Source organism: Caulobacter sp. Root655, assembly GCF_001427665.1.
Classification (GTDB): domain Bacteria; phylum Pseudomonadota; class Alphaproteobacteria; order Caulobacterales; family Caulobacteraceae; genus Caulobacter.
On record NZ_LMHC01000004.1, the window covers coordinates 19494 to 42846 of the forward strand.

Annotated in this window: 23 protein-coding genes and 1 other RNA gene; 7 read left to right on the forward strand and 17 right to left on the reverse strand. The window is 68.8% G+C overall.

What is annotated here, in order from left to right; translation table 11 throughout:
• Window positions 1-123: 123 nt before the first annotated feature.
• A complete protein-coding gene (murC, locus tag ASD79_RS06530) occupies window positions 124-1542 on the reverse strand; it encodes a UDP-N-acetylmuramate--L-alanine ligase (RefSeq protein ID WP_056720241.1) in 1419 nt (472 codons plus the stop codon).
• 120 nt (window positions 1543-1662) lie between these two features.
• Here murC and ASD79_RS06535 point away from each other — a divergent pair, with 120 nt between their 5' ends.
• The gene (locus tag ASD79_RS06535) at window positions 1663-2205 is read left to right on the forward strand and encodes a hypothetical protein (RefSeq protein WP_235524345.1); all 543 of its coding nucleotides are present in this window, start codon (window positions 1663-1665) and stop codon (window positions 2203-2205) included.
• 97 nt (window positions 2206-2302) lie between these two features.
• Window positions 2303-2596 carry a hypothetical protein gene (locus tag ASD79_RS06540; RefSeq protein ID WP_056720242.1) on the forward strand — a complete coding sequence of 98 codons (294 nt, stop codon included), beginning with the start codon at window positions 2303-2305 and terminating at the stop codon, window positions 2594-2596.
• An 81-nt stretch (window positions 2597-2677) separates the two neighbouring features.
• Here the strand turns inward: ASD79_RS06540 and ASD79_RS06545 are convergent, their stop codons facing one another.
• Window positions 2678-3139 carry an SRPBCC family protein gene (locus ASD79_RS06545; protein WP_056720243.1) on the reverse strand — a complete coding sequence of 154 codons (462 nt, stop codon included), beginning with the start codon at window positions 3137-3139 and terminating at the stop codon, window positions 2678-2680.
• A gap of 44 nt (window positions 3140-3183) precedes the next feature.
• On the opposite strand from ASD79_RS06545, the gene ASD79_RS06550 reads away from it, so the two are divergent.
• Window positions 3184-3744, forward strand: coding sequence for a TetR/AcrR family transcriptional regulator (locus ASD79_RS06550; RefSeq protein ID WP_056720244.1), 561 nt, complete (start codon window positions 3184-3186; stop codon window positions 3742-3744).
• Window positions 3745-3828: 84 nt separating this feature from the next.
• The gene (locus ASD79_RS23780; protein WP_156400399.1) at window positions 3829-4248 is read left to right on the forward strand and encodes a hypothetical protein; all 420 of its coding nucleotides are present in this window, start codon (window positions 3829-3831) and stop codon (window positions 4246-4248) included.
• 42 nt (window positions 4249-4290) lie between these two features.
• On the opposite strand, the gene murG is transcribed toward ASD79_RS23780, so the two are convergent.
• The 14 genes from murG to ASD79_RS06615 all read right to left on the reverse strand — a co-directional run bounded on the left by murG (window position 4291) and on the right by ASD79_RS06615 (window position 18912).
• Window positions 4291-5376 (reverse strand): undecaprenyldiphospho-muramoylpentapeptide beta-N-acetylglucosaminyltransferase, encoded by a 1086-nt coding sequence (gene murG, locus ASD79_RS06555; RefSeq protein WP_056720245.1) that lies wholly within the window; start codon window positions 5374-5376, stop codon window positions 4291-4293.
• Window positions 5377-5437: 61 nt separating this feature from the next.
• Window positions 5438-6604, reverse strand: a complete 1167-nt coding sequence (gene ftsW / locus ASD79_RS06560) for a putative lipid II flippase FtsW (RefSeq protein WP_056720246.1) — start codon at window positions 6602-6604, stop codon at window positions 5438-5440.
• Between the two features lie 186 nt (window positions 6605-6790).
• Window positions 6791-8206: a UDP-N-acetylmuramoyl-L-alanine--D-glutamate ligase gene (murD, locus tag ASD79_RS06565; RefSeq protein WP_056720247.1), complete on the reverse strand. Its 1416-nt coding sequence runs from the start codon at window positions 8204-8206 to the stop codon at window positions 6791-6793.
• A 13-nt stretch (window positions 8207-8219) separates the two neighbouring features.
• On the reverse strand, window positions 8220-9335 hold the full coding sequence (gene mraY / locus ASD79_RS06570) for a phospho-N-acetylmuramoyl-pentapeptide-transferase (protein ID WP_056720248.1): 1116 nt from the start codon (window positions 9333-9335) through the stop codon (window positions 8220-8222).
• A complete protein-coding gene (gene murF / locus ASD79_RS06575; RefSeq protein ID WP_056720249.1) occupies window positions 9335-10723 on the reverse strand; it encodes a UDP-N-acetylmuramoyl-tripeptide--D-alanyl-D-alanine ligase in 1389 nt (462 codons plus the stop codon). Before murF ends, mraY begins: the two co-directional genes overlap by 1 nt.
• Window positions 10716-12173: a UDP-N-acetylmuramoyl-L-alanyl-D-glutamate--2,6-diaminopimelate ligase gene (locus ASD79_RS06580; RefSeq protein WP_056720250.1), complete on the reverse strand. Its 1458-nt coding sequence runs from the start codon at window positions 12171-12173 to the stop codon at window positions 10716-10718. The genes murF and ASD79_RS06580 overlap by 8 nt, the downstream gene beginning before the upstream one ends.
• Window positions 12170-13927 carry a penicillin-binding protein 2 gene (locus ASD79_RS06585; RefSeq protein WP_056720251.1) on the reverse strand — a complete coding sequence of 586 codons (1758 nt, stop codon included), beginning with the start codon at window positions 13925-13927 and terminating at the stop codon, window positions 12170-12172. Before ASD79_RS06585 ends, ASD79_RS06580 begins: the two co-directional genes overlap by 4 nt.
• Window positions 13924-14370: a hypothetical protein gene (locus ASD79_RS06590; RefSeq protein ID WP_056720252.1), complete on the reverse strand. Its 447-nt coding sequence runs from the start codon at window positions 14368-14370 to the stop codon at window positions 13924-13926. The genes ASD79_RS06585 and ASD79_RS06590 overlap by 4 nt, the downstream gene beginning before the upstream one ends.
• The gene (gene rsmH / locus ASD79_RS06595) at window positions 14367-15317 is read right to left on the reverse strand and encodes a 16S rRNA (cytosine(1402)-N(4))-methyltransferase RsmH (protein WP_056720253.1); all 951 of its coding nucleotides are present in this window, start codon (window positions 15315-15317) and stop codon (window positions 14367-14369) included. Before rsmH ends, ASD79_RS06590 begins: the two co-directional genes overlap by 4 nt.
• Window positions 15314-15781, reverse strand: coding sequence for a division/cell wall cluster transcriptional repressor MraZ (locus ASD79_RS06600; protein ID WP_007675749.1), 468 nt, complete (start codon window positions 15779-15781; stop codon window positions 15314-15316). The genes rsmH and ASD79_RS06600 overlap by 4 nt, the downstream gene beginning before the upstream one ends.
• A 249-nt stretch (window positions 15782-16030) precedes the next feature.
• An RNA gene (rnpB, locus tag ASD79_RS06885) (RNase P RNA component class A) lies at window positions 16031-16429 on the reverse strand.
• A 220-nt stretch (window positions 16430-16649) separates the two neighbouring features.
• On the reverse strand, window positions 16650-17303 hold the full coding sequence (locus ASD79_RS06605; protein WP_056720254.1) for an FMN-binding negative transcriptional regulator: 654 nt from the start codon (window positions 17301-17303) through the stop codon (window positions 16650-16652).
• Complete coding sequence (locus ASD79_RS06610; protein WP_056720255.1) at window positions 17303-18022, reverse strand: N-acetylmuramoyl-L-alanine amidase; 720 nt, start codon at window positions 18020-18022, stop codon at window positions 17303-17305. Before ASD79_RS06610 ends, ASD79_RS06605 begins: the two co-directional genes overlap by 1 nt.
• Window positions 18019-18912: a DMT family transporter gene (locus ASD79_RS06615; protein WP_056720256.1), complete on the reverse strand. Its 894-nt coding sequence runs from the start codon at window positions 18910-18912 to the stop codon at window positions 18019-18021. Before ASD79_RS06615 ends, ASD79_RS06610 begins: the two co-directional genes overlap by 4 nt.
• Before the next feature lie 178 nt (window positions 18913-19090).
• Between ASD79_RS06615 and ASD79_RS06620 the strand changes: the two genes are divergently transcribed.
• The 3 genes from ASD79_RS06620 (at window position 19091) to ASD79_RS06630 (ending at window position 22920) form a co-directional block, all read left to right on the forward strand.
• Window positions 19091-20572 carry an NAD(P)/FAD-dependent oxidoreductase gene (locus ASD79_RS06620; protein WP_056720257.1) on the forward strand — a complete coding sequence of 494 codons (1482 nt, stop codon included), beginning with the start codon at window positions 19091-19093 and terminating at the stop codon, window positions 20570-20572.
• 235 nt (window positions 20573-20807) lie between these two features.
• Complete coding sequence (gene rsgA / locus ASD79_RS06625; RefSeq protein ID WP_056720258.1) at window positions 20808-21875, forward strand: ribosome small subunit-dependent GTPase A; 1068 nt, start codon at window positions 20808-20810, stop codon at window positions 21873-21875.
• Window positions 21876-22005: 130 nt separating this feature from the next.
• Entirely contained in the window at window positions 22006-22920 is a 915-nt protein-coding gene (locus ASD79_RS06630) for a helix-turn-helix domain-containing protein (protein WP_056720259.1), read from the forward strand.
• Window positions 22921-22945: 25 nt separating this feature from the next.
• Here the strand turns inward: ASD79_RS06630 and ASD79_RS06635 are convergent, their stop codons facing one another.
• Window positions 22946-23344 carry a hypothetical protein gene (locus ASD79_RS06635; RefSeq protein WP_235524346.1) on the reverse strand — a complete coding sequence of 133 codons (399 nt, stop codon included), beginning with the start codon at window positions 23342-23344 and terminating at the stop codon, window positions 22946-22948.
• Between the last annotated feature and the right edge of the window lie 9 nt (window positions 23345-23353).

The following is a 23353-nucleotide window of genomic DNA, read 5'->3' on the forward strand; positions in this document are numbered from 1 at the left end:
CACCCGTCGGCTTCGCCGCCACCCTCCCCATAAAGGGGAGGGAAAGAGAAAACGCGTCTTCCCTCCCCTTTACGGGGAGGGTGGCCGAAGCGAAGCGGAGGTCGGGTGGGGTCACCGCTCCGCTCACTTCGCCAGCGCTTCCAACTGCCCCGGCAGCGCATAGGCCCAGGCGGTGATATCGCCCGCCCCGAGCAGCACCACCAGGTCGCCCGAATGGGCCTCCTCGGCGATCAGGGCCGGCAGGGCGGCGGGGCTTTCCAGCGGCAGGGCGCGGCGGTGGCCGAACTTCTTGAGGCCCTCGACCAGGTGGTCGCGGTCGACGCCCTCGATGGGGCTTTCGCCGGCCGTGTAGACGTCGGCGACGATCACCGTGTCGGCGTCGTTGAAGCACGAGCTGAACTCGGTCATCAGGTCGCGCAGGCGGGTGAAGCGGTGCGGCTGGACCACGGCGATCACCTTGCCCAGCGTGACCGCGCGGGCGGCCTTCAGCACGGCGGCGATCTCGACGGGATGGTGGCCGTAGTCGTCGACGACGCGGATTCCGCCCGCCACGCCCGTGGTGGTGAAGCGGCGCTTGACCCCGCCGAACCCGGCCAGGCCGGCCCGGATCGCCTCGGCGTCGACGCCCAGTTCGCGGGCCACGGCGACGGCGGCGGTGGCGTTGAGCACGTTGTGGTGCCCGGCCATCGGCATCTTCAGCCCGTCATAACGGACCGGGTCGCCGGCCAGGGGCGAGACGACGATGTCGAAGGTCGAACCGTCCGGCCCCATCTCGATATTGGAGACCCGCACCTCGGCCTGCGGATTGACGCCGTAGGTCACCAGCCGGCGGTTCTCGATCCGGGCGGTCAGGGCCTGGACTTCCGGGTGGTCGGTGCAGACGGCGGCGAAGCCGTAGAACGGGATGTTCTCGATGAAGTCCTGGAAGCCCTTCTTGACCGCGTCGAAGGTGCCCCAATGGTCCAGGTGCTCGGCGTCGATATTGGTGACGATGGCCACGGTGGACTTCAGCTTCAGGAAGCTGCCGTCGCTCTCATCGGCCTCGACCACGATCCAGTCACCCTCGCCGACCTTGGCGTTGGTGCCGTAGGCGTTGATGATCCCGCCATTGACCACCGTCGGGTCCAGCGCGCCGGCGTCCAGCAGGGCGGCGACCATCGAGGTGGTGGTGGTCTTGCCATGGGTGCCGCCCACGGCCACTGAAAACTGCAATCTCATCAGCTCGGCCAACATCTCGGCCCGTCTGACCAGCGGCAAGCGCTTGTCGCGGCCGGCGGCCATCTCGGGATTGTCGGCCTTGACCGCCGTCGAATAGACGATGGCCGAGGCGCCTTCGACATGGGCCGCGTCGTGGCCGATGAAGATCCGCGCCCCCAGCTTCTCGAGGCGTTCGGTATTGGCGCTGGCCTTGGCGTCGCTGCCCTGCACGGTATAGCCGATGCGCAGCATGATCTCGGCGATGCCGGACATGCCGATGCCGCCGATGCCGATGAAGTGCACGGGGCCGAGTTCGAAGGGTACGGGGCGTCGACGCTGGATCATCTGGCTCGATTAGACGATTTGGCGGCGGGGTGGAACGGGATGTTTGGTGCAGGAACCGTGGATATTGGCGGTCAGTGCGTGAAATCCTCGTCCTTCGACAAGCTCAGGATGAGGATTTCAATGCGCGGCCGTGGAAACCCCAAGCCGATCAATAGACCTCATCCTGAGCCTGTCGAAGGACGAGGTCTGCCCCTCGGCCTGTCGGCCGCCGTTCTGGCCCTGGCCCTCGCCTCGCCCGCCCAGGCGCAGGCCCCGCTCGAACTACGGCTGGCCGATGTCGGCCGCTTCGCCGCCTTCGTCGACATGGGCGGGATCGCCTGGACCGACCGCACCGCGCGGCTTCGCGTGCTGCAGGTGACCGAGGACGGCTTCACCGCCGGCGCGGAGGCGTTCTGGGGCGGCTGGCGCTACGAAGTCCTCGACTGCGACGCCCGCACCATCGCCCACGCCGGCTTTTCCAGCGTCCGGGGCGGCGGCCGGGAGGGCCCGATCAGCGGTGACCAGCGACCGGCGGCGGCGATCCCGGCAGGTGGGGCGGACGACGCGGTGGCCAAGGTGGTCTGCGACGGGTGGAAGCCGTTCGCCACCGTTTCCGTCGCGCAGAGCGTCGAAGAGGCGGTCAGGATCGGCCGGCCGCTGATCGCCACGGGGGCAGAACCGTAGCCGCGAAAATACAATCTCCGGAGAACCTTGACGAGTATGCAATCTTAAGATTGCCTCCTTTCAGGCTCGCCATCCAGGCGAGCATCAGGAGCGTTCGATGACTTCTCCCACGATCAAGTCGAAGACCTTCGCGATCGCCGCCGCGGCCTTCGCCCTCGCCTCCACCCTGGTCGCCGTCCCGGCCGCCCAGGCCAAGCCGACCCTCTGCATCCAATACGGCTGGATCATGTGCGACCCGCAGTTCACGCGCGGCACGCCCGAGTGGCAGGCCTGTTTCGGCTACTATTCCGAGGAAGCCTGCCCCTATGCCGACGGCGCCGCCAAGGCCGGCCCGCTCGACAACGGCCCCGGCCTGGATGCGCGCCTGCGCCAGATTTCCAAGGCGTCCTGACCGGCAGCGGACGGCGCCTGGCGCGCCGTCCGCTCCACCAGGTCGGCCAGCCTCTCCGTCGCGTTCGGCTTGGCCACTGCGCTACTCGAGCAGCGACTTGAGTTTTCGAAGCCCGGCCTGGCTCTGCCGCCGGACAACGCCCCGCACCAACGCACCGATCAGAAAGCGGCCCATGGCCGACTGATTTCGGCTGAAGAACTTCAAGCTCAATACGGTTTCATGCGCCGATTTCGCGGTCAGCCTCATCTCCATCCGGGGATGAAGCGGCGTCAGCGTCCCCTCCGTCATGAACTGATCGGGCGTTCGGCTTTCGACGACCTTGATGTCGAAAACCCGGTGGCGTCCCGACGGCAATCGAAGGGTCTCCTGGTAGACCTTTCCGACCGTTCCTTGCGGCAAGCCATCCACGGAGGTGACCGCCATGGCGCCCGGATACCAGAGACTGTAATTTTCGTGATTGGAAAGGAACGCGAACACGTTCGAGATGGGATTGGCGATCGACACGGTTTCGTCGGCCAGGATGATATTCGGCTTGCTGCTCATTGGACAATATTTACACTTATGATGCTTTTTGTAAATCTCAACCGATGATCCCCTCCACGCCCACGGTCGAGGCTCTGCTCGACGGCGCGATGCAGCAGTTCACGCGGCATGGATTCGCCAAGACATCGATGTCGGACATCGCCAAGGCGTCCGGCGTTTCGCGCACCTCGCTGTACAATGCCTTCCCGACGAAGGACGACGTGTTCCGCGCCTTGAGCGCTCGGATAAACCAGCACGTCCATGCCGCCGTGGTTTCCGCGTTCGGCAGGCCGGGCGCCTGGGACGAGCGCATGCTCGGCATCATCAACGCCCGCGTGAGTTGGGTCTATGAGCTACTGCATGCGTCCGAATACGGACGCGAGCTGATCAACGAAAAGAACAGGATCTGCGGCGGCGACGTGCTGGCCGCGAATGACCGCTTTGAAACGGTCATCGCCAATCTGCTCACCGAGAACCTGACCGGGCCCTTGGACGGCGCAGCGCTGGCGCGCGTCTTGATACAGTCCGTGAATGGTATTCTTGAGAAGGCGGAGACGAAGGCTGGCGCGGAACAGGGCATCGCCCTGTTGGTCGGCGTATTTTGCTCGGGCGTGACGAAAGGCTGACTCCGGCGTCGCCTCGGTTGCGCAGCTTCCAAGCGCTTCTCTATAGTGGTGCTTCGCCGCGAGGGCTTGCGGCTCGGAGGGGCTATGAAACGGCTAGCGATCGTTGTCGCGTGCATGCTCGTCGCATCATGTGGCTCACCTGAGCAGAACTTCATTTGGGCCGCTAAAGACGCCGCGAAGGCGCAGCTTAAGGATCCTCCCAGCGCTCGCTTTCCCATCGAGCCATATGTTGTGCGAACTCGGGGAACCGGCGAAAGCGCGAAGTACGATCAGGTTGCAGCCTGCGGGATCATCGACGGCAAAAATGGGTTCGGCGGCTATAGCGGCGGAACGCGCTTCGTAGCATGGACATTCGTTGAACCCGGTGCGGAACCGGACAGGTCGGTTGTTGTGAACTTCGACGATTCTCCGCGCTCATCGTCTAGCGACGGCCCGAGCCCTTATGATGAATTCATCTGGAACAAATACTGCGTCGACGCCGCCCATCCTGCCGCGACGCGATAGCCTCCATCCGATCCGAGGCCTCTTAGTCGCATAGCTTGAGAGCTACCGCGCCGTCCGCTCCACCAGGTCCGCCAGCTTCTCCGCCGCGTCCGGGGTCGCCACCGACCGGGTGCCGACCGCCATGCGGGCCAGCCGCTCCGGGTCCTTGAGCAGGGCGTTCAGCGCCCCGGCCATGGCGTCGACGGTCAGTTCGTCTTCCAGGCACACCGCCGCGCCGCCCGCCTCTTCGAGCAGGCGGGCGTTGAAGCGCTGGTGGTCGTCGGCGGCGATCTTCAGCGGCACCAGGATCGACGGGCGGCCGGCCACGGCCAGCTCGCAGCAGGTCGAGGCGCCGGCCCGGCCGACCACCAGGTGGGCCTGGCGCAGGCGGCCGGCCATGTCGCGGAAGAACGGCGCGACCTCGCAGTCGACCATGGCGTTGCGATAGATCTTGCGGGCGGCCTCCATCGACTCGGCCCGCGACTGCTGCTGCACCTTCAGCCGGCCGCGCATCTCCTCGGGCAGCTTGGCGATGGCTTCCGGCACCAGTTCCGACAGCAGGCGCGCGCCCTGGCTGCCGCCGGTGACCAGCACCCGCAGCTGCACCTCGGGCGGCAGGTAGGGCACGTCGAAGAGCTCGCGGATCTCGGGCCGCACCGGGCTGCCGACCACGTGGGCGCGGGCCTTCACCGACGGCTTGGCCAGGTTCAGGGTCGGGAAGGCGCAGGCCACTTCGGTGACATGCGGGGCCAGGAAGCGGTTCACTCGCCCCAGCACGGCGTTCTGTTCGTGGATCACCGTCGGCCGGCGCTCGGTCAGGGCGGCGATCAGGGCGGGAAGCGCGGGATAGCCGCCGAAGCCGACCACCACCGCCGGGTCCAGGCGCTTGAAGGCGGCCTTGGCCTGCATCACGCCCTGGGCGACGGCGAAGGCGGCCTTGATCATGCCGATCGGGTCGCCGGCCTTGGCCGTGGCGGCCGACAGGGCCAGACGCTCTTCGGCCGGGAACTTGTCGGCGAACAGCGCGCCGCGCTCGTCGGTGGCCAGCACCACGCGCCAGCCTCGGGCCTTGAGGGTCTCCGACAGCGCCTGGGCGGGAAACAGGTGTCCGCCGGTGCCCCCGGCGGCGACGACGACTAGCTTGCTCATGAGAGGCGGGCTCCAGAACGCGAGCGGATGATGGGCAAGATCGGCCTCCTTGGGAGAGCCCTCAGGCCCCCGCCTGGTCGAACTCTCCGGCCCCGCCATAGGCCCCTGGACGCTTGCGCGTCAACGCCAGGGCCATGCCGAGGGTCAGTCCCATGGCCAGCATCGACGAGCCGCCATAGCTGATGAACGGCAGGGTCATGCCCTTGGTCGGGATCATGTTGAGGTTGACGGCGACATTGATGAAGGCCTGCTGGCCGACCAGCACGAACAGGCCGGCCGCCGCCACCTGCTCGAAGGTGTCGGTCAGCTTCATGGCCTTGTAGAGGCCGCGCACCACGATGAAGGCGAAGATGCCGACCAGGGCCAGGGAGAACACCAGGCCGTATTCCTCGGCGGCCACCGAATAGATGAAGTCGGTGTGCAGGTCGGGCACGTGGCGCTTCATGACCCCCTCACCCGGGCCGCGCCCGAACAGGCCGCCGGCGTGGATGGCCTCGGCGGCGCGGGTGATCTGGTGGGTGTCGGCCTGGTCGGGGCTGAGGAACTTCTGCACCCGGGCATGGACGTGGTCGAACAGGAAATAGGTCGACATCAGCCCGCCCATGGCCACCGCGCCCAGCCCCATGATCCACGAGATCGGCACCCCGGCCATCCAGAAGGCGGCCCCGAAGGCGATGGTGATCAGCACGGTCTGGCCGACGTCGGGCTGGACCAGCAGCAGACCCACGGCGATGCCGTAGAGCACGAAGGCGATCGACACGCCCGGCACGCCCTCGCCCTTCTGGCCCTCGGAGAACATCCACGAGACCAGCACGATCAGGGCCGGCTTCATGAACTCCGACGGTTGGAAGGTGAAGCCGCCGATCAGCAGCCAGCGGGCGGCGCCCTTGGCGCTGTGGCCGATGAACGGCAGGGCCGCCATCACCCCGATGGCCATGACATAGATGAAGAACGCCGAGCGGCGGATGCCCTTGGGGCTCAACATCGACACCGACAGCACGATCATCGCCGCGCCCAGCCCGAACACGCATTGGCGCACGGCGAAGTGGAACTGGTCGTCCAGGCCGATCCGCGCCGCCGCCGCCGGGCTGGAGGCGAACGACAGCAGCATGCCCAGCGTGACCAGGATCGCCGTGGCTCCAAGGAGCCAGTGGTCGGTCGTCCACCACCAGACGCCAAGCCGCGATCGGTCGGTGCGGGCGAAGGCGTGGGTCGTCTGGAAGTTCATGCTCGGAGGGTCGGAGTTTAGGGTTAAGCGAGTGTTGCGGTGGAGGTTGGCGAGGGTGTGGCGAATGGACTCTAAAGTTCCCAAACGGTCGGGATCAGATGGGGACACACACTCCCCGCTGAGCGCGCATCCAGCCTTCCCAACGCTTTGCGGGGAGTGTGTGTCCCCGCCTCACCCGTTGAGTCCTCAGGCCCGCTTGGCCGCCGAGGCCGGCTTGCCCAGACCGTTGACCGCCGCGCGGAACGCCTCGCCCCGCTGCTCGAAGTCGGCGAACTGGTCGAACGAGGCGCAGGCCGGCGACAGCAGGACGATGGCGTCCTCGCCGCTGGCGGCCGCGTCGGCATAGGCGGCGGCGACGGCGGTCTCGATGTCGCCGCACTGGCGCACCGGGGCCTTGCCCTCCAGGGTCTGGCCGAAGGCCTCGGCGGCCTCGCCGATCAGATAGGCCCCGGCGACGCGCGGGAACAGGTCGGTCAGGTCGTCGATGCCGCCGGCCTTGGCCACGCCGCCGGCGATCCAGTAGAATTTCGGATAGCTGCTCATCGCCTGGCGGGCGGCGTCGGCGTTGGTGGCCTTGCTGTCGTTGACGAAGCGCACCTTGCCCAGCTTGCCGACCGTTTCCATGCGATGGGCCAGGCCCGGGAAGCTCATCAAGCCATCGACCGCCTGGTGCGGCGGGATGCCGAGCGCGCGGGCGGCGGCGTAGGCGGCGGCGGCGTTCTGCCAGTTGTGGCGACCCGGCAGGCTTCTGGCGCGAAGCAGGTCGGCCATCTCGGTGACCCGCTCGCCGGTGGCGTCGTACAGCACGCCCTGCAGGGCGTAGACGCCCCGCCCCATGGCCTTGCCGGCGCTGATCGGCCAGATGGTGCGGCGGTTGGCGGCGGTGATCTCGGTGCAGATCTGCTGGCACCAGGGATCGTCCACCCCGATGATCGCGGTGTCGCCCTTGCCCTGGTTCTGGAAGATCCGGCGCTTGGCGGCGATGTAGCCGTCCATGCCGCCATGACGGTCCAGGTGGTCGGGCGAGATGTTGAGCAGCACCACGGCGTCGGGCTTCAGGCTCGAGGTCAGGTCCAGCTGGTAGGACGACAGCTCCAGCACGTAGACCGCGCCGCCGTGCATGTCGTCCAGGCCCAGCACCCCCGTGCCGATATTGCCGCCGACCCGGGTGTCACGGCCGGCCTGCTGGAACAGGTGGCCGATCAGCGCGGTGGTGGTCGACTTGCCGTTGGTGCCGGTGATGGCGATGATCTTGGGCTTCTTGTGGTCCGGCGCGGCGTTGACCGTGCGGGCGAACAGCTCGATGTCGCCCAGGATCTCGACCCCGGCCGCCTTGGCCTTGCCCACCGTCCAGTGCGGCTTGGGATGGGTCAGCGGCACGCCCGGCGACAGCATCAGGGCGGCGTAGTCGCTCCAGTCGCTGGTCGTCAGGTCGACGACGTTCAGCCCCTCGGCCACGGCGGCCTGGCGGCTCTCGGGCTTCTCGTCCCACAGCGCCACCTTGGCCCCGCCGGCGATCAAGGCGCGAGCCGCCGTCAGCCCCGTCCGGCCCAGGCCGAACACGGCGACAGTCTTGCCCTCGAAACCGCGGACCGGGATCATGGCGCGCCCCTTCCTATCTCAGTTTCAGCGTGGCGAGGCCGACGAAGCTGAGCATCATCGCCACGATCCAGAAGCGGATCACGACGGTGGACTCGGCCCAGCCAAGCTTCTCGAAATGGTGGTGGATCGGCGCCATCAGGAAGATGCGCTTGCCGGTCTTCTTGAAGTAGGCGACCTGGATCATCACGCTCAGCGCCTCGGCCACGAACAGGCCGCCGACGATGCCCAGCACCAGTTCGTGCTTGGCGCAGACGGCGATCGAGCCCAGCGCGCCGCCCAGGGCCAGCGAGCCGGTGTCGCCCATGAAGATCTTGGCCGGCGGGGCGTTGTACCAGAGGAAGCCCATGCCGCCGCCGATGATCGCGCCGCAGACCACGGCCAGCTCGCCGACCCCGGGCACGAAGTGCAGGTTCAGATAGTCGGCGAACTTGTAGTTGCCGACCAGGTAGGTGATCAGGCCGAAGGTCGATGCGGCGATCATCACCGGCACGATGGCCAGGCCGTCCAGGCCATCGGTCAGGTTCACGGCGTTGGAGAAGCCGGCGATCGTTACGGCGGCGAAGGCCACGTAGAACCAGCCCATATTGATCACCAGGTTCTTGAAGAACGGGAAGACCATCGAGGTCTCCAGGCCCGTCGTCATCGACTCCTTGGGCGCGAACAGGATCAGCACCACGGCGGCGACGATCGAGACCACGAACTGGGCGATCAGCTTCTGGCCGCTGGAAAGCCCCGCCGTGGTCTGCTTGGTGACCTTGGCGTAGTCGTCCATGAAGCCCAGCACGCCGAACGAACCGGTGATCAGCAGCACCACCCAGACGTGGACGTTCTTGAGGTCGGCCCACAGCAGCGAGCCGACGAACAGGCCGGCCAGGATCATGAAGCCGCCCATGGTCGGGGTGCCCGACTTCTCCAGCACGTGGCGTTCGATGCCGTCGGTGCGGATCGGCTGGCCCTTGCCCTGCCGGGCCTTCATCCAGCGGATGAAGCGCGAGCCCATGGCGACGGCCACCACATAGGCGGTCAGCATCGACATGCCGGTGCGGAAGGTCAGGTACTTGAGCAGGTTGAGCACCGGCACGTGCTCATGCCCGCCGCGCGACAGCCACTCATAGAGAAAATACAGCATCAGACCTGTTCCTCGAGGTCGAGCGCGCCCAGGGCGGCCGCGACCACCCCCGCTTTCGATCCGTTCGAACCCTTCACCATCACCACGTCGCCCGTCCGCATCGCCGAGACGACCAGAGGCGCGAGCTCGGCGGCGGTTTCGGCGTACGCGCCCCGCCGAGTCGGCGATAGCGCATCCCATAAAGATTTCATTAACGGTCCGGCGCAGAACACCAGATCGATGTCGGCGGCGGCGATCGGGGTGGCCAGATCGCTGTGGAAGCGGGCGCTTTTGGGGCCCAGCTCCAGCATGTCGGTCAGCACCACGATGCGCCGGCCGGCCACGTCGCGGGCCCCCAGGGTGGCCAGGGCGGCCTGCATCGACACCGGGTTGGCGTTGTAGCTCTCGTCGACCAGGGTGAAGGTCCCGCCGGGCACGCGGACCACGCGCTCGGCCCCCCGGCCCTCGATCGGCTCGAACGCGGCCAGGGCGGCCAGGGCGGTGTCGCGATCGACGTCCAGGGCCTCCAGCATCAGCAGCACGCACAGGCTGTTGAGGCCCCAGTGGACGCCACTCTGCAGGATCGGGAAGCTCAGGGTCTCGCCGCGCAGCACTGCGGTGACCGTCGCGCCCTGGGCGCTGGCGGCGAAGCCGGTCAGCTGGGCGGTCAGCCCCTCGCCCGTCCCGAAGCTCCAGACCCGCGCGCCGGCCTTCTCGGCCTCCGCTTTCAGCAGCGGGAACCAGGGGTTGTCGGCGTTCAGCACGGCGACGCCGGCCGGCTCCAGACCCGCGAAGATCTCGGCCTTGGCGCGGGCGACGCCCTCCTCGCCGTCGGCGAAGTTCTCCAGATGCACCGGGCCGACCGTGGTGATGGCGACGGCGTGCGGACGGATGAACTCCGACAGCGGGGTGATCTCGTCGGCATGGTTCATGCCGACCTCGAACACCGCGCGCTGGGTGTCGCGCGGCATGCGGGCCAAGGTCAGGGGCACGCCGATATGGTTGTTGTACGACTTGACCGAGGCGTGGGCCTTGCCGGCCCGGCGCAGACCGGCCTCGACGGCGCGGGTGACGCTGGTCTTGCCGACCGAGCCGGTGACCGCGCCGCGCCGGACCTGCGGCGCGCGCTCGCGGGCGGCGACGCCCAGGCGCTCCAGGCCCCGGAAGGTGTCCTCGACCAGCACCGCCGGCGTGGCGACCGGCTTGGAGACCAGGGCCCCGGCCGCGCCCTTGTCGGTGATCTGGACGATGAATTCATGGCCGTCGCGCGCGCCGGTCAAGGCCACGAACAGGTCGCCGGGCTCGAGGCTGCGGCTGTCGATCGACACGCCGGTCGCTTCGAAGTCGCCGACCACCTGGCCATGGGTGGCGGCGGCGATCTCGTCAGCGGTCCAGAGGGGTTCAGACATGGGCGCCCTCCAAAGCCAGGGCGGTTTCGGTCACGTCGTCGAACGGATGGTTGACGCCGGCCACCAGCTGGCCCTGCTCGTGGCCCTTGCCGGCCACCACCAGCACGTCGCCCTCGGACAGCAGCGCCGCGCCGGCCCGGATGGCCTCGCGGCGGTCGCCGATCTCGCGGGCCCCGGGAGCGGCGTCGAGGATGGCGGCGCGGATCAAGGCGGGCTCTTCCGAGCGCGGATTGTCGTCGGTGACGATGGCGACGTCAGCCAGGCGGGCGGCGATCTCGCCCATCAAGGGTCTCTTGCCGCGGTCGCGGTCGCCGCCGGCCCCGAACACCACGATCAGCTTGCCGCGCGTGTGCGGACGCAGGGCGGCCAGCACGGTCTCCAGCCCGTCCGGCGTGTGGGCGTAGTCGACATAGGCCTCGCCGCCGCGCGCGCCGGTCCCGACCCGCTGCAGCCGGCCGGCAGCGCCTTCGAGGTGAGCCAGGGCGGCGATGACGGCGTCCAGGTCCTCGCCGGTCGCCAGGCACAGGCCCGCCGCGACCAGCACGTTGGAGGCCTGGAAATCGCCAGCCAGCGGCAGCAGCACGTCGAACTCACGATCCTGGGCGGCGATCTTCAGGCGTTGGCCCTCCGGAACCGGGGTGCGCGACACCAGCCTGAGCCCCTGCCCCTGCCCGCCGACCGACAGGATGGTCTGGCCCGAGGTGACGGCGGCCGAGGCGAAGGCCGGGAAGGCGTCGCTATCGGCGTTGAGCACGGCGGTGCGGGCGCGCGGCAGCAGGGTCTCGAACAGCCGCAGCTTGGCCGCCCGGTAGCAGCCCATGGTGCCGTGATAGTCCAGGTGGTCCTGGGTGAAGTTGGTGAAGCCGGCGGCGGCCAGGCGCACGCCGTCCAGGCGGCGCTGGTCGATCCCGTGCGACGAGGCCTCGACCGCCAGGTGGGTGACGCCCTCGGCGGCCAGGCGGGCCATCATCTCGGCGACGTCGGCGGCGTCCGGCGTGGTCAGGCCCGGCGGGGTGATCTGCTGGTCGGGGACGCCGGGCGCGCTGACCACGACGCCCAGGGTGCCCATGCTGGCGGCCTTGCGGCCCAGCCGGGCGTAGATCTGGCGGCAGAAGCCGGCGACCGAGGTCTTGCCGTTGGTGCCGGTCACCGCCACGCAGGTTTCCGGCTGAGCGCCCCAGAAGTTGGCGGCGGCCAGGGCGTAGGCGCGGCGCAGGTCGCCGGCATGCGCGGCCGGGACCGGCAGGTCGCGCACGTCGTCCGGGGCCAGGATGGCGGCGGCGCCCGAGGCGATCGCCCCGGCGATGAAGCTGCGGCCGTCGGCCTTGCTGCCCGGCAAGGCCGCGAACAGGAACCCTTCGGCGACCTTGCGACTATCGGCGGTGACCCCGGTGATGACGGGATCGACCTCGAACGGCCGGTTCAGGATCTGCGAAAGGGTCTTGCTCAAAGTCCCGCCTCCGGTGCGGCTTTCGGCTGCTGGGCGGCCACGGTGAAGATGTCGGCCTGGCGCCGTACGCCCAGGAACGGGGCGATGCGGTCGATGACCTTGCCAGCGGCCGGCGCGGCCACCCAGCCGCCGGTCGAGAAGCCGGCGGTGCGGGCGTTGCCCTTGGGCTCGTCCAGCAGCACCAGCACGAAATAGCGGTCGGCCTCGAGGGGGCCCTCGGTCGGGAACACGGCGGCGAAGGACGAGACCTGGCGCTGGTGGTTGTAGGCCCGGATCGCCGGGTCGTACTTCTCGCCGGTGCCGGTCTTGCCGCCCACCGACAGGCCCGGGATGTTGGCCGACTTGCCGCTACCGCCGGTGACGTTGGCGCGCATGATCTGCAGCATCTGCTGCGAGGTCTCCTCCGAGACGGCGCGCGGGCCTTCGGGGCGCACGCCGGGCGCCATCTTGAGGATGGTCATCGGCTGTAGCGTGCCGCCGTTCAGCAGCGCGCCCATCGCCTGGGCCAGGGCCAGGGGCGAGACGTTGATGCCGTGGCCGAACGAGGTGGAGGCCACCGCGTCGTCGTCCCACTTGCGCGGGGTCAGCGGCCGGGCCGATTCCAGCAGTTCCACCTTGGCCGGCCTGGTCAGGCCCAGGGCGGTGAAGTAGCGGCTCAGCCGCTCGCCGCCGATCCGCTCGGCCAGCATGGCGGTGCCGATGTTGGACGAGTGCTGGAACACCTCGACCAGGGTCAGGATCTTCCGCGCCGCGTGGAAGTCGTGGATCGTCCGGTAGCCCAGCTTGAAGGGCTCGCGGGCGTCGAAGGTGGAGGCCGGCGTGGCCACCCCGCTGTCCAGGCCGATGGCCACGGTGAAGGCCTTGAACGTCGAGCCCATCTCGTAGACCGAGGCGGCGGCGTGGTTGACCCGGGCGGCGTCGCCGGCCTGGCCCGCCAGGTTGGCGTCGTAGTCGGGATAGCTGGTCATGCCGAGGATCTCCCCGGTATGGACGTTGGTCACCAGGCCCACGGCGCCCTTAGCCTGGAACTCGACGGCGGCCTTGCGGACCTCGTCCTCCAGGGCGGCCTGGACACGCAGGTCGATCGACAGCGGCGTCGCGCCGTCCGGCCCCTTGGCGGCGGCGGCGCGCACCGGCTTGTCCAGCGCCCGCTCGGCCCCGGCCAGACCCTTGCCGCCCTTGTCGACGAAGCCGATGAAGTGGGCGGCGCTGGAGCCCAGCGGATAGACCCGGCGGGCCTGCTCCTCGAACTGCACGCCCGGCAGGCCCAGGTCGAAGATCGCGTCCTTCTCGGCCGGGGTCATGCCGCCGACCACGAAGCTGCGGCGCGGCGCCGACACGGCTTCGTTGACGCGCTTGGCCGGCACGGCGGGCAGGGCCTTGGCCAGGGCCAGGCGGGTGGCCTTGGCGTCCCACACTTCCTTGGGATCGACATAGAGGGCGTAGTGGGTCAGGTCGACGGCCAGCAGCTGGCCGTTGCGGTCGACCAGGTCGCCGCGCGCGCCCTCGGTCGAGGCCAGGTAGCCGTTGCCCCCGACCTTGGAGAACACCGCCGCCCAGGTCGCGCCCAGGGCCAGAACGCAGAACGCCAGCCCGAAGATGGCCATCACGAAGAAGATGCGGATGCGGGTGTCGTCCTCGGGCCGCGCGGCGGCGCGCGAGCGCTCGAAGGCGTGCTCCAGCCGCCAGACCCGTTCGATCAGCCAGCGCCAGGCCGCGGGCGCGCCGCCGGGGGCGAGGTTGGCCAGGCTCATCGCTGAACCTCCCCGGAAGGCGGCTGGGGCGCGGGATAGTCGTCGGGCGTCGCCTCGGGCGCTTCGGCGGCGGCCGCGGCGCCGGCGGCGGCGGCCTCGGGCGGGGCCGGAGCGTGGGCGACCGGCGCGCGGCGCGCCACGTCGATCAGCGCATCCTCGGTGGTCTCGTGCTCGGGCTTGATCGGCGCCAGCTGCAAGCTGGTGGCCAGTTGCTCGATGCGGCGCGGCTGCTCCAGATAGGCCACCTCGGCCTTGAGCAGGCGAACACGGACCTTCTCGTCGACGATCTGCTGCTCGACCGAAGCGATCTGCGCGCGCTCGCGGCCGGCGAAGGTCTTGGCCAGATAGACGCCCATCACCAGCGCGATCAGCAGGCTCAGGCACACCAGCTCCACCACCCGGAAGCCCCGCACGCGGCGCTCGAAGATGTTCGAGAGGCTCATGCGCCGCTCCACACGGGAGCTTGCGTCCGCATCGCGGCGCGAAGCTTCGACGAGCGAGCCCGGGGATTGACCGCCAGTTCGGCGTCGCCGGGCGCGATGGCCTTGGACGAGATCAGCTGGAAGCTGGCCGGCGCACCCTGGGCGACCGGCGGCGCGTGGCGCGAACCGCCCGGCGTGCGGCCGGCCCGCTCGGCCAGGAAATTCTTGACGATGCGGTCTTCCAGCGAATGGAAGGTGACCACCGCCAGGCGGCCGCCAGGCTTGAGCACCCGCTCGGCGGCGACCAGGCCGGCTTCCAGCTCTTCCAGTTCCGCGTTGACCGCGATCCGCAGCCCCTGGAACGAGCGGGTGGCCGGATGGACCTTGGCGCCCTTGCGGCCGCCCAGGGCCCGCTCGATCACCGAGGCCAGGTCCAGCGTCCGCGTGAAATGCCGCTCCTCGCGACGCTTGACGATGAAGCTGGCGATGCGGCGCGAGGCGTGCTCCTCGCCGTAGACATAGAGGATGCGGGCCAGCTCGGTGTGGTCCAGGTGGTTGACCAGGTCGGCGGCGGTCGGACCGTCGTCGCCCATGCGCATGTCCAGCGGACCGTCGCGCATGAAGGAAAAGCCGCGCTCAGCCTCGTCGAGCTGCATGGAAGACACGCCAAGATCCAGGGTCACGCCGTCGACCGACGCGTCTTCCAGATACGCGGTGATTTGCGAGAAACGGTCCTGAATCAGGCGAAAGCGACCATCAGTCGCGGCGAACTCAGTGGCGAACCGCGCGACGCTGGGATCGCGGTCGAAAGCGATGACCGAAGCGCCGGTCTCCAGGATGGCGCGGGTGTAGCCGCCGGCCCCAAAGGTGCCGTCGACGACCCTGTCGCCCGGCCCGACCGACAGGGCGTCGACCACCTCGTCGAGCAGGACGGAAACGTGTGGCGCGGGGGCGGAAACCTCGGTCATGCCGCGCCGCCGATCCGCGCGGTGCGCTGCTGGGCGCGCATCGCCGCCAGGCCGTCGCGGGCCAGTTCGCGCTGGGCGGCGCGGTGGGCCTGGAAGGCCTCGCGCGACCAGATCTGGAACCGCTCGCCCAGGCCAACCACCGCCACCCAGTCGGTCAGGCCGAACATCTCGCACAGGGTGTCGGGCAAGGTGATGCGGCCGGCGGTGTCGAACGACAGCCGCGCCATGCCGCCCAGGACGCTGGTCTCCAGGGCCGAGCGCAGCGGGTCGCCGAACGGCAGCTCCTCGATCACGCCCTGATAGCGGTCGAACAGGCCCTTGCCGCCCGCCTCCAGACAGTCGGCCTCGATCGAGGGAAAGCAGAAGATGCCGTCGAACGGACCCGAGAGCGCGGCGCGGAAGTCCTGCGGCACGACGATGCGCCGCTTGCTGTCCAGCTGCTTCTCGAACGTCGAGAGAAACACCCCACTACCCCTGCTTGAGCCCGTCGCCGGACGCTCCGCCAGGACCGCCCTGGCGCAATTGGGTTAACATGGGATTGACTGGGAAACAATGACACCGAATGCCGTTTCGCCGCGAAAACAAAGGTGTCCGGGAGTCCCTTCACAGAGCATCGAAGCTTATCAACAGAACATACACGGAACCTGTTAAGACTTGTGGCGCGATGGACTCGGCGCGCACCCTTGCGGGCTCACAGGTTGAATGAAGTGTGATGGACCAGACGGTCTATAAGCCGGGTTCTGTCTAGGCCCGTCCCTCCCGAAGGAAGAAAGGGCCCGAGACGACCATTCCTCTGGACCGTCCATCGCTGGACGGTTCTCGCGACCTACCCGGACCCTCTCAGCCAGTGACGGCCTATCCGACGCGAGGCCGGCGCGGGGTCCCTATTCGGTCTTGCTCCAGGCGGGGCTTGCCATGCCGTCCCTGTTGCCAGGTCCGCGGTGGGCTCTTACCCCACCCTTTCACCCTTCCCGCCCCGAAGGGAGGAGGTTTGCTTTCTGTGGCGCTATCCCTGGGATCGCTCCCGGCGGGCGTTACCCGCCGCCTTGTCACCGTGGAGCCCGGACTTTCCTCGACCTTCTTGCGAAGACCGCGGCCGCCCGACCATCTGGTCCGGGACGGTGTTTGACGGGTCCGGGACGGCGGGTCAACAGATAGTCGCCCGCGAGATCCCTCTCTCTWTGAGAGAGGGAGGGGCCCGCCGCCGCAGGCGGTGGGAGGGTGAGAGGTTTCACCGTTGGCCGGAGAACCCTAGGTTTTAGTTGCGCATCGAGACTTGGAACCGAAAGGGCCATGACGACCGCAGCGCCTTGTCTGAGAGGTTGTAACCTCTCACCCTCCCACCGCTTCGCGGCGGGCCCCTCCCTCTCTCTWTGAGAGAGGGAAACTACCCCGCATCAGCCCCGCGATCGGATGATCCCCCAGCGCCTTGACCACCCCGGCGCGATCCGCCTCGCCCTTGTTCTGCGACAGCTTGAACGTCCCCTCCAGCCGGTCGACGACCAGGCGGGCGCCGATGATGGCGCGGGTCATGGTCTCGAAGCGGCCGGGGCTCATCTTGGCGCGGGTCCAGGGCGGCTTGGGCAGAAGCCGCGCCTCCTCCTGGGCCGAAAGGTCGTCGAGCACGGCCACCAGTTCGTCGTCGTTCAGCGGCGCGACCGAGCCCTCGGCCTCGACCGACAGGTAGTTCCAGGTCGGCACCTGGTCGGCGGCCTCGTACCAGTCGGGGCTAACATAGGCGTCCGGGCCGGTCGCCAGCACCACCGCCCGAAAGCCCTGGACGATGTGCGGCGACAGCACGTTGCCGCGCGACAGGTGGAAGTCGAGCGCCACCTCGCCGTCGCCCAACTCGCGGACCACCACCGGCGCCTGGGCCACGAACGGCCGGCCGCGCACGGCGGCGGCGACCGTCACGAACGGATGCTCGCGCAGGAAGGTCAGCAAGGTCTCGCGGTCGTCGACATGGAACGGCTTGGCCGGATGCATCAGGCGGCAGCCCGCAGCAGCGCCACCAGCCGGGCCCGGGTCTCGCCGTCGGCGACGCCGTCGAAGCGGACCTGCAGCCAGTGGCGCTGGAAGGCGGCGACCACGGTCGAGGTCCATTCGTCGTACTTGCCCGACGGCGGACAGTTGTAGCCCAGGCGGGTCAGGCCGGCCTGCAGGGCGAACACCCCCGTGCCCTCCTCCCCTTCGCCCAGCGGCGCGCCGGGCGAGGGCGGCGGCTCGACCCACAGGCCGTGGCCGGCCTGCGCCAGGCGCTTCCACGGGAACAGTTCGCCCGGGTCGATCTTGCGACCGGGGGCGATGTCGGAATGACCCAGGATACGGTCGTCGTCGATGGTCCAGCGCGAACGGACGTCGGCCAGCAGGTTGATCACGCTGGCGATCTGGGCGTCGGGGAACGGGCGGTAGCCGAACTCGTGGCCGGGATTGACGATCTCGATGCCGATCGAGGCCGAGTTGATGTCCTTGACGCCTTTCCAGAAGGCGGCCCCGGCGTGCCAGGCGCGGCGCTCCTCGGGCACCAGGCGATAGACCGCGCCGTCCTCGTCGACCATGTAGTGGGCCGAGACCTTGGCTTCCGGGTCGCGCATCCGCGCCAGCGCCGATTCGCCGCTCTCCATGCCGGTATAGTGCAGGACCACGCAGTCGGGGACGCTCTTGCGGGCGTCGAAGTTCGGCGACGGAGCGTCGATGAGCGTCATTGAGAACGGTTCCTCGTCAGCATCAGCAGCGGCATGACCTGGTTCTTGCGCAGGGCGATGATCAGAACCCCCACCAGCGCCAGGATCGTGCCGATTCCCATGCGGATGTCGAAGTGATCGTGCGTGATCAGCACGCCCAGGCCAATGGTCATCAGCGGGGTCATCAGGGTCAGCGGCGCGATCAGGTTGGCCTCGTGGCGCTGGATCAGGCCGTAATAGGCCGTGTGGGCCAGGACCGAGACGATCAGGGCCGAGAACGTCACCGCCGCCACGAACGGCCAACCGGCCTGGGCGGCGGCCGCGACGCCGCCCGGCTCGAAGGTCCAGCTCAAGGCCGCCAGCGGCGCGACGGCGGTGAATCCGACCCAGGCCTGGAACTGCAGGGGTTTCACGCCTTCGATCTGCTTCATCATCACCGCGCCCAGCGAGCCGGTGAAGGCCGAGCCGACGATGAACCACAGGCCGGGCGACAGCTGCAGGCCGTGCGGGTTCCACATCACCACCACCGCCCCGGCCAGGGTCAGGGCGATGCCCAGACCGCGCTTCCAGCGGACCTTCTCGCCCAGCATCAGCATCGACAGCAGGGTGGTGAACGGCACGCCCAGCTGGATGACCACCGCCGAAGCCGACGGCGAGGCGGTCTTGAAGCCCATGAACAGCAGGGCGAAGTTGCCCACGCCCATCAGCAGGCCGACCACGACGATCCGCCAGGCCGGGCGCGGGGCCGGCAGCAGCCAGGGCAGGGTCACGGCGGCGACGATGGCGAAGCGCACCGCCGCGTAGAACAGCGGCGGCACGCCCCAGTGGGCGACCACGATCTTGGAGATGATGTTGTTGCTGGCCCAGACCAGACAGATCAGGGTCAGCAATCCGAAGTCGCGAAAGGACATGGAAAGACCGCATACGCGGCGCGGGCCAAGGCGCCAATCAAAACCCCACGGGAAAATCGAAGGGTCGGTACGCCGTCGCGGTTGACCGAACGGCGAAATGGTCGCCTGATACATGAACGATGATCAGATAAAGACGTCCGGACGCGCCGGACCAGGCATCGGGGAGCGGAGCGAGCGCATGGCGGTGGAGCATTTCGACGTCCTGATCGTGGGGGCGGGCCTGTCCGGCGTCGGGGCCGGCTACCACCTGCAGACCCATTGCCCGGACAAGACCTACGCGATCCTCGAAGGCCGCGACGCGATCGGCGGCACCTGGGACCTGTTCCGCTATCCCGGCATCCGTTCCGACAGCGACATGTACACCCTGGGCTATTCGTTCCGGCCCTGGCGCGAGGCCAAGGCCATCGCCGACGGCCCGTCGATCCTCCACTACGTCCGCGAAACGGCCAAGGACCACGGCGTCGACCGCAAGATCCGTTTCGGCCACAGGGTCAAGCAAGCTTCCTGGTCGTCGGAGACCGCGACCTGGACGGTCGAGGCCGAGCACGACGGCAAGGTCGTGGCCCTGACCTGCGACTTCCTGCTGATGTGCAGCGGCTATTACGACTACGCCGCCGGCTATACCCCCGACTTCGCCGGCGTCGAGACGTTCGGCGGCCGTGTGGTCCATCCGCAGCACTGGCCCGAGGACCTCGACTACGCCGGCAAGACGGTGGTGGTGATCGGCAGCGGGGCCACGGCCGTCACCCTGGCGCCCGAGATGGCCAAGACCGCAGCCCACGTCACCATGCTGCAGCGCTCGCCGACCTATGTGGTCTCGCGGCCGGCCGAGGACGCCCTGGCCAACTGGCTGCGGGCCAAGCTGCCGATCATGCTGGCCTACGGCATAACGCGCTGGAAGAACGTGCTGATGCAGATGATGTTCTTCAACATCGCCCGCAAGAAACCGGCCAAGACCAAGGAAAAGCTGATCGCCCTGGTCCGCGACCAACTGGGTCCTGACTACGACGTCGGCACGCACTTCACGCCCAGCTACAATCCCTGGGACCAGCGGCTGTGCCTGGTGCCGGACGCCGACCTGTTCGCGTCGATCAAGGCCGGAACCTCGTCGGTGGTCACCGACCATATCGACCGCTTCACCCCGACCGGCATCGCCCTGAAGTCGGGCAGGACGCTGGACGCCGACATCGTGGTCACCGCCACCGGCCTGGTGATGCAGCTGGCCGGCGGCATGAAGGTGGTGGTCGACGGCAAGCCGGCCGACCTGTCGCAGAGCCTCAGCTACAAGGGCATGATGTTCAGCGACGTGCCCAACTTCGCCTCGACCTTCGGCTACACCAACGCCTCCTGGACCCTGAAGGCCGACCTGACGGCGGAATATGTCTGCCGGCTGATCAACCACATGGACCGCACCGGCACGGACCAGTGCACCCCGCGCGTCACCGACCCCGACATGCCGGTCGAGCCGTGGCTGGACTTCAGCTCCGGCTACGTCCAGCGCGGCCTCGGCAAGTTCCCCAAGCAAGGCGCCCGCAAGCCGTGGAAGGCCTACCAGAACTACGCCCTGGACCTGTTCACCCTGCGACTGGGCAAGGTGGACGACGGGACGATGGTGTTCTCCAAGGCGAAGGCGGCGGAGAAGGTGAAGGTCGCGGCGTGAGCTGAGACGAAGTCCTCCCCCGTGGGGGAGGCGATCGCGCAGCGATCGGTGGGGGAGCTTTAGGGTCGTTCGATCCTGGTTTTGGCCGTCAACCGATCACTCCCCCCACCGTCGGCTTCGCCGACACCTCCCCCACAGGGGGAGGACTTGAGGTCTCCCGAACCCGCGATCGAGCCTGAAGCCTTGCCGCCCGGTCGGTGCTAGAACGGGCTATCCACTCTGAAAGACCTCCCCCTTGATCGAACAATACGGCTGGTCCGACCTGCTGGGCCAAGCCTTCGAGCCGCACGCGCGGGCCGGCCGGACCCCCGGACGCATCGTCGTCCAGCAGCGCGGCGCCTACCTGGTGGCCAGCGACGACGGTGAGTTGCGCGCCAAGCCTTCCGGCCGCCTGCTGCACCAGGCCCGGGAAGCGGGCCATCCGGCGGTCGGCGACTGGGTGGCGCTCACCGTCAACCGCGCCGAGGCCACCGCGACCATCCACGCCGTCCTGCCCCGCCGCACCGCCTTCGTGCGCCGAGCGGCCGACAGCCTGCAGACGCCGCAGGTGGTCGCCGCCAATATCGACGTCGCCTTCGTCGTCACCTCGATGAACGCCGACCTCAATCCGCGCCGGATCGAGCGCTATCTAGCGGCCGCCTGGCAGAGCGGGGCGCGGCCGGTGGTGGTGCTGACCAAGGCCGACCTCTGCGCCGAGCCGCGGGCTCAGGCCGCGGAGATCGCCGCCGTGGCGGCCGGCTGCCCGGTGCTGGTGGTCTCCGCCCGGCAGGGCCTGGGGATGGATCTCCTGCTGGCCCAGGTCGCGCCCGGCGAGACCTGCGTGCTGATCGGCTCGTCCGGCGTCGGCAAGTCCACCCTGGTCAACGCCCTGTCCGGCGCCGAGCGGATGGCGACCCAGGAGATCCGCGAGGCCGACGCCCGCGGGCGCCACACCACCAGCCACCGCGAGCTGGTCCCGCTGCCCGGCGGCGGGCTGATCCTCGATACCCCCGGCATGCGCGAGCTGGGCCTGATCGACGCCGACGACGGCCTGGGCGTGGTGTTCGACGACATCGAACGCCTGGCGCGGGATTGCCGGTTCAACGACTGCGGCCACGCCAACGAACCCGGCTGCGCCGTGCGCGGGGCGCTGGAGAGCGGCGACCTCGACGCCGGACGCTGGGAGCATTTCCAGAAACTGGGCCGCGAAGTGGCGGCCGTGGACCGCAAGGAAGACCGGGCGGCCAAGGACGCCGAGCGCCGCCGCCTGATCGCCCTCCAGAAGGCCCACCGGTCGAGCAAGAAGATCCGGCGAGACGACTGACGGCGGGAGATTGCCCTGAAGCGAACAGCGCGCGGCGCTTCGCCTGACCGGCGCCCCTCGCCCTTGCCAAGACGACGCGGGTCCGACAGCTTGACCGCGCTGGCCTCTGGGCGGGCCGGGCGGAGGGAACGTGGCGACGGTCCAGGACGAAGACCCCTACTTCACCCGGCGCGAAAACCTCGACGTCTCGCGGCTTCTCAGCTTCGCCCAACCCGGCCAGGCCCCTTCGACGGCCGCCCACTTCCGGCGCGACCGGCCCGACCTGGGGATCACCGCGCCCAATCTCCGGGACGACGCCCTGATGGCGGTGGTCAACCTGCGCGCCCGCGAGGGCAGCGAACTGTGGTGCGACGAGCGCCACATCGCCGCGACGCCGGTGGGGATCGGCGACCTGAGGATGTTCGACCAGCGGCGCAGCTGGGTGTCCAATCTCCAATTGCCGTTCGAGACGATCAATTTCTTCATCCCGCTCAGCGCCTTCGACAGTCTGGCCGACGAGTTGCGCGCCCCGCGCCTCGACGACGACGCGCCGTTCGCCCGGGGCGCGCCGGTCCATGACGAGGTCATGCTGCACCTGGCGCGCTCCCTGGGCCCCGCCTTCGACAACCCCCGGGAGCTGAGCGCGCTCTATGCCGAGCACGTGTTCGCCGCCATCCGCCTGCGCCTGGCCTGCGCTCATGCCGGCCTGACGCCCGGCGTCGACCGGCAGCGCGGCGCCCTGGCGACCTGGCAGGTGGCGCGGGCCAAGGCCATGCTGCTCGACGACCTGCAGCGCAACCTCAGCCTGACAGACCTGGCCGCCGGCTGCGGCCTGTCGGCCAGCTATTTCGCCCGCGGGTTCAAGCGCGCGACCGGTCTGCCGCCGCATCGCTGGCTGCTGGCCCAGCGGGTCAAGCGGGCCCGATCGTTGCTGGAAACCACCACCCTCAGCCTGGTCGAGGTCGCCCTGGACTGCGGCTTCGCCGACCAGAGCCACCTGACGCGGGTGTTCTCCCAGAGCCTGGGCGTCGCCCCCGGCGCCTGGCGACGGTTGCGACGGCACTGAGCGCGGGCTGGGGTGCGGGCCTGCCCTACCCGCCGTATTGCCGAGCGGCCGCGGCGATCGACGGGCCCGCCGTGGCGAGGTCCTGCGGATTCATGATCGGCCGGAACGAGAGCTTGGCGTTGAACGCCAGGAACCACGGCTCCGCGACCGCGGGAATCTGCGATGAATCGGTCATGTCGAACACGATGGCCCCCGCCCTTTGACCCTCGTCGTCGCCGAAGAAATAGGCCGCTTCCGGCTTGAGGTCGGCGAGTATTCGCTCGATCGTGGCTCCCAGGGTTCCCGCCTTGGCCGCCGCGTTTCCGGTTTCCACAGGGATCGACACTCTCAGAAGCATGCGCATCTGGGCTTCCTTTCTTGTCCAAATCACGGAATTGGCTCGGTTCGTGACGGACAGAGAACGCCTCGGCTTGCCGATGATCAATCGACGTTT

Excerpts from the sequence above, each read along its gene's own strand:
- murC (WP_056720241.1), bottom strand. The coding sequence starts at position 1,542 with ATGATCCAGCGTCGACGCCCCGTACCCTTCGAACTCGGCCCCGTGCAC.
- ASD79_RS06535 (WP_235524345.1), top strand. The coding sequence starts at position 1,663 with ATGCGCGGCCGTGGAAACCCCAAGCCGATCAATAGACCTCATCCTGAG.
- ASD79_RS06540 (WP_056720242.1), top strand. The coding sequence starts at position 2,303 with ATGACTTCTCCCACGATCAAGTCGAAGACCTTCGCGATCGCCGCCGCG.
- ASD79_RS06545 (WP_056720243.1), bottom strand. The coding sequence starts at position 3,139 with ATGAGCAGCAAGCCGAATATCATCCTGGCCGACGAAACCGTGTCGATC.
- ASD79_RS06550 (WP_056720244.1), top strand. The coding sequence starts at position 3,184 with ATGATCCCCTCCACGCCCACGGTCGAGGCTCTGCTCGACGGCGCGATG.
- ASD79_RS23780 (WP_156400399.1), top strand. The coding sequence starts at position 3,829 with ATGAAACGGCTAGCGATCGTTGTCGCGTGCATGCTCGTCGCATCATGT.
- murG (WP_056720245.1), bottom strand. The coding sequence starts at position 5,376 with ATGAGCAAGCTAGTCGTCGTCGCCGCCGGGGGCACCGGCGGACACCTG.
- ftsW (WP_056720246.1), bottom strand. The coding sequence starts at position 6,604 with ATGAACTTCCAGACGACCCACGCCTTCGCCCGCACCGACCGATCGCGG.
- murD (WP_056720247.1), bottom strand. The coding sequence starts at position 8,206 with ATGATCCCGGTCCGCGGTTTCGAGGGCAAGACTGTCGCCGTGTTCGGC.
- mraY (WP_056720248.1), bottom strand. The coding sequence starts at position 9,335 with ATGCTGTATTTTCTCTATGAGTGGCTGTCGCGCGGCGGGCATGAGCAC.
- murF (WP_056720249.1), bottom strand. The coding sequence starts at position 10,723 with ATGTCTGAACCCCTCTGGACCGCTGACGAGATCGCCGCCGCCACCCAT.
- ASD79_RS06585 (WP_056720251.1), bottom strand. The coding sequence starts at position 13,927 with ATGAGCCTGGCCAACCTCGCCCCCGGCGGCGCGCCCGCGGCCTGGCGC.
- ASD79_RS06590 (WP_056720252.1), bottom strand. The coding sequence starts at position 14,370 with ATGAGCCTCTCGAACATCTTCGAGCGCCGCGTGCGGGGCTTCCGGGTG.
- rsmH (WP_056720253.1), bottom strand. The coding sequence starts at position 15,317 with ATGACCGAGGTTTCCGCCCCCGCGCCACACGTTTCCGTCCTGCTCGAC.
- ASD79_RS06610 (WP_056720255.1), bottom strand. The coding sequence starts at position 18,022 with ATGACGCTCATCGACGCTCCGTCGCCGAACTTCGACGCCCGCAAGAGC.
- ASD79_RS06615 (WP_056720256.1), bottom strand. The coding sequence starts at position 18,912 with ATGTCCTTTCGCGACTTCGGATTGCTGACCCTGATCTGTCTGGTCTGG.
- ASD79_RS06620 (WP_056720257.1), top strand. The coding sequence starts at position 19,091 with ATGGCGGTGGAGCATTTCGACGTCCTGATCGTGGGGGCGGGCCTGTCC.